This window comes from Mesorhizobium sp. M7A.T.Ca.US.000.02.2.1 (assembly GCF_003996995.1).
Taxonomy (GTDB): domain Bacteria; phylum Pseudomonadota; class Alphaproteobacteria; order Rhizobiales; family Rhizobiaceae; genus Mesorhizobium.
This window is the reverse complement of the sequence record NZ_RZTT01000609.1, coordinates 1-2,629: the sequence shown is the minus strand read 5'-3', so window position 1 is coordinate 2,629 and position 2,629 is coordinate 1. Positions and strand designations below refer to the sequence as shown.

General features: G+C 62.9%; 3 protein-coding genes. All 3 read right to left on the bottom strand.

The features are described from left to right. The coding region (locus EOD15_RS32405) for an ATP-binding cassette domain-containing protein (RefSeq protein WP_245463827.1) at nucleotides 1–846 on the bottom strand (846 nt) is incomplete at its 3' end. Further along, nucleotides 843–1,802, bottom strand: coding sequence for an ABC transporter ATP-binding protein (locus EOD15_RS32400; protein WP_127319997.1), 960 nt, complete (start codon nucleotides 1,800–1,802; stop codon nucleotides 843–845). The genes EOD15_RS32400 and EOD15_RS32405, both read right to left, overlap by 4 nt. Further along, nucleotides 1,799–2,629: ABC transporter permease (locus EOD15_RS32395; RefSeq protein WP_148129756.1), on the bottom strand; the 831-nt coding region annotated here is incomplete at its 5' end. The genes EOD15_RS32395 and EOD15_RS32400, both read right to left, overlap by 4 nt.

Here is a 2,629-nt window from a genome sequence, read left to right as displayed (position 1 = left end):
GAGGATGATGCGCTTGCGCGTACCACCGGGCGTCGTCTCCACGACGGGAACCGCCGAGATCAGCGCCTGGCTATAGGGATGGGCTGGTGCTGCGAACACCTCTTCCGCTGGCCCTTCCTCGACGATCGAGCCGAGATACATGACCGCTATGCGGGTTGAAACCTGACGCACCACCGACAGGTCGTGGGCGATGAAGATGTACGTGAGATTGAGCTTCTCCTGCAGATCGGCAAGCAGGTTGACGATTTGTGCCTGCACCGACACGTCGAGCGCGGAGACGGGTTCGTCCAGGACCACGAGGTCCGGATTCAATGCAATAGCCCGCGCGATGCCGACGCGCTGGCGTTGTCCGCCGGAAAATTCGTGCGGAAACCGCATGACGTGATCCGGCAGCAAGCCGACAAGGTCGAACAGTTCCGCCACGCGTTTGGTGATCGCGCTCGACGAGAGCCTGCCATGGATGCGCAGCGGCTCGGCCACCAGGTCGCCGACGCGCCGGCGCGGATTGAGCGATGCCGACGGATCCTGGAAAACCATTTGCAGGCGGCGCCGCAGCGGCCTGAGTTCGGACAGCGACTTGGAGGTGATGTCGTTGCCTTCGAACAGAAGCTCGCCGTCCGATATGTCGTAGAGCCTCACCAGGCAACGCGCCAGCGTGGACTTGCCGCATCCGGATTCGCCGACCAGCCCGACCGTCTCGCCGCGCCACACGGTCAGGGAAACATTGTCGACCGCATGAACGGTTCGCTTGCCTTCGGCGGAAAAACGGCTCCCGATGGAAAAGCGCTTGCCCAGCGAACGCGTCTCGAGGATTGGGCGGTTCTTGTCGATCATCGGTCCGCTCATGCCTGTGCCACCCTGAAGCATGCCGCGGCATGGGTGCCGCTCCCGAGGTCGGGCTTGCCGGCCTCGCAGGGCTCGTAGTGAACCGGGCACCGCGGACCGAACGCACAGCCCTGCGGCAATCGCAGCAATGACGGCGGCGAACCGGGAATGGCCGGCAAGCGCCGTGGTTTTTCGCCGGTCAGCGGCGGGATTGAACCCAGCAGCGCGCGCGTATAGGGGTGTCGCGGATCGGAAAACAGTTCCATGCGACTGCCGCGCTCCACCACGCGGCCGGCATACATGACCATGACCCGGTCGGCGAGTTCGGAGACCACGCCCATGTCATGTGTGATGAAGACGACCGCCGACTTGTGCGTCGCGCGCAGCTTGCGCACCAGATCGAGAATGCCGGCCTGTACGGTGACGTCGAGCGCCGTGGTCGGTTCGTCAGCCACCAGAAGCGCGGGATTGCAGGACAAAGCCATTGCGATCACCGCCCGTTGACGCATGCCTCCGGACAGTTGGTGCGGATAGCGCGACATCGCCTCGTGCGGGTTGGGAAAATTCACCTCGGCCAGCAATTCTTCTACGCGCTCCATCGCCTTGGACTTGCTGATGCTGCGATGCGCGCGGATCTGTTCGGCGATCTGCCAGCCGATCGTGTAGACAGGCGTCAGCGCGGTCATCGGATCCTGAAAGATCATCGCGATCTCGTTGCCGCGCAGGCGCCTGAGCTCGCGCGCGGGCAGTCCCACGAGTTCGCGGCCTTTGTAGCGGATCGACCCTTCGATGGTGGCGTTGGGATCGGTGATGAGACCCATGACGGCCAGCAGCGACACGGTCTTGCCGGAACCGGACTCACCGACGACGCCGAGGATTTCGCTCTCCTTAAGGTCGAAGGAAACGCCATCGATGGCCCGCACCAGGCCATCATTTGTGCGGAAGGAAACTCTGAGGTCGCGCACCGACAGTATCATGATGTCCTCAGGCGCGGATCGAGAAGGATGTAGACGAAATCGACGACCGCATTGGCGATGACCACGAACATGGACGCGTACATCACGGTTGCCATGATCATCGGCAGATCGAGATTCTGCAGAGCGTCGTAAGTGAGCTTGCCGATGCCGTGCAGCCCGAACACCACCTCCGTCAGCAGGGCTGAGCCTCCGACCAGCGCACCGAAGTCCAGGCCGAACAGAGTGACGAATGCGATGAGCGACGTGCGCAAGGCATGGCGCAGCAGGATGCGGGTCTCCGACAGCCCCTTGGCCCGGGCCGTGCGGATATAGTCTTCCTGCAGGGATTCGATGATTGCCGCGCGCAGCACGCGCCCGTAAATACCGATATAGAGAATGGACAGTGTGATCCACGGAATGACCAGGGTCAGGAACCAGCCCTTCGGATCGTCGGAGAAATTCTTGTAGCCGAGCGGCGGCACCCAGGAGAACGCCCAGCTGTCGTGGTAGCGGCTCTGGGTGATCAGGTTCATCACCTCGCCCAGCCAGTAGACCGGCATGGAAATGCCGAGCAGCCCTAGCGCCATCAGCAGCTTGTCCAGCCAGCTGCCGCGCGTGGCGGCGGCGGCGATGCCGATGATGATGGAGACCACCACCCACAGGATCGCCGCTCCGAACACCAGCGAGAGCGTGACCGGGATCGAATCCATGACCGCCGGCACCACCTTCCAGCCACGATTGACGAAGGAGGTCAGATCGCCGGTGACGAAGATCTTCTCCATCATCGTCACATATTGCACGTAGAGCGGCCGGTCGAAGCCGAAGCTGTGGCGTACCGCCTCCAGCAC

Coding starts and splice junctions, on each gene's coding strand:
- EOD15_RS32400 (WP_127319997.1), bottom strand. CDS start 1,802: ATGATACTGTCGGTGCGCGACCTCAGAGTTTCCTTCCGCACAAATGAT.